General features: G+C 47.7%; 2 protein-coding genes. Both read left to right on the top strand.

The genetic code is table 11. From position 1 onward, the window contains the following. Positions 1-532 (top strand): phosphatidate cytidylyltransferase (locus ACJMM4_RS03810; protein WP_405383138.1); only part of this gene is annotated, 532 nt, incomplete at its 5' end. 1 nt (position 533) lies between these two features. Next, the gene (locus ACJMM4_RS03805; RefSeq protein ID WP_405383136.1) at positions 534-1688 is read left to right on the top strand and encodes a 1-deoxy-D-xylulose-5-phosphate reductoisomerase; all 1155 of its coding nucleotides are present in this window, start codon (positions 534-536) and stop codon (positions 1686-1688) included. Positions 1689-1741: the final 53 nt, after the last annotated feature.

Raw genomic sequence — 1741 nt, 5'->3', positions numbered from 1 at the left:
GCTTTCCAAGGCAAAACTTTCCGCCCGTAGTTTGGCGATGTGCGCAATGGCTGGTTTTGTTGTACCGTACCTTCTTTGCGCAGTTGTACGGATTTTTGCCTTGAGCACCGGCCGTTACCTGATTTATGCCCCCTTTATTGCAGCATTTATGTCAGATACCGCTGCTTATTTCACTGGCAGATATTTGGGCAAGCACAAGCTGGCGCCTATCATCAGCCCCAAGAAAACGGTGGAAGGTCTTCTTGGAGGCTTTGCTGGTGCGATCCTTTCCATGATCATTTATTGCCTTATTTTGCAGTTTGCCTGCGGATTGAAGGTCAACTATTTCTATGCTCTTATCTATGGACTTTTGGGATCTGCCGCTGGTGTGTTTGGTGACCTGAGCTTTTCTGCAATTAAACGGCAAGTGGGGATCAAGGATTATAGCAATTTGATACCCGGTCACGGGGGAGTGTTGGACAGATTTGACTCTGTCATTATGGTCGCACCTCTTTTTGAACTTTTAATCATTCTTATTCCGATGGCGGTGTAATATGGTTAAGTGTGTAAGTATTTTAGGTTCGACCGGCTCTATCGGCCGACAGACTTTGGATATTGTTGACCACTTAGGAATTCCGGTTTGTGCGCTAACAGCCGGTACCAATGTGGATAGAATGGCCGCACAATGCGAAAAATATATACCCCGACTTGTGTCCATGGCAACTGAGGAAGCCGCAAAGGAGCTGAAGAATCGAATTTCTCACCTCCCGACGGAAGTCCTGTGGGGGGAAGAGGGGCTTTTGAAGGCGGCAACCATCCAGGAGGCTGATTGTGTTATCACGGCTGTTGTTGGCATGGTGGGGCTGAAGCCTACTTTGGCGGCAATTAAGGCAGGCAAACGAATTGGCCTTGCCAATAAAGAAACTTTAGTCTGCGCCGGTCAACTGGTTATGGCCCAGGCAAGAGAATATAATGCAGAAATCATCCCGGTTGATTCGGAGCATTCTGCCATTTATCAGTGCCTGATGCCGGACTTTCCCATGAAGCAGGTAAAGAAACTGATTTTGACTTGCTCCGGTGGTCCTTTCTATGGTATGCAAAAGGAGCAGCTGTGTTCCGTAACCAAAGCAGATGCCCTTTGCCACCCTAATTGGAAGATGGGAGAGAAAATCACCATCGATTGTGCTACCCTTATGAACAAGGGTCTGGAAGTGATTGAAGCAATGCGCCTTTATAACCTGCCCTTGGAACAGGTAGATGTGGTTATTCACAGACAAAGCATTGTCCACAGCTTGGTGGAGTTTACGGATGGCGCTGTGATGGCGCAAATGGGCGTGCCGGATATGCGTCTTCCCATTCAGCTGGCATTGACATACCCGGAAAGAACGGCCTGCCCTGTGGATGCTTTGGATCTTACGACCTGTGGTGCTCTTACTTTTGCAAAGCCGGACCTGGAGGCGTTTCCCTGTCTGCAATTGGCATTCGATTGCGCACGAGTGGGCGGAACGGCTTGCCCCGCAATGAACGGCGCAAATGAAGAGGCGGTTGCCTTATACTTGCAGAATAAAATTGGCTTTTATGACATTTACTGCTATGTAGACCAAGCGGTGAAGGATGTACCTTTTATTGCTGAGCCTACTCTGGAAGAAATCTTGGAGGCTGACCGCCTTGCAAGAGCGTCTGTTTGTAAGCAGTATAATGCAAAGTAATATTTGAATCGAGGAACCCTATGTTTGTTTTATATTCCATTTTGCTTTTTAGT

This window comes from Phascolarctobacterium sp. (assembly GCF_045124115.1).
Taxonomy (GTDB): domain Bacteria; phylum Bacillota; class Negativicutes; order Acidaminococcales; family Acidaminococcaceae; genus Phascolarctobacterium_A.
The sequence above is the reverse complement of the archived record's forward strand: the minus strand, read 5'-3'. Positions and strand labels throughout refer to the sequence as shown.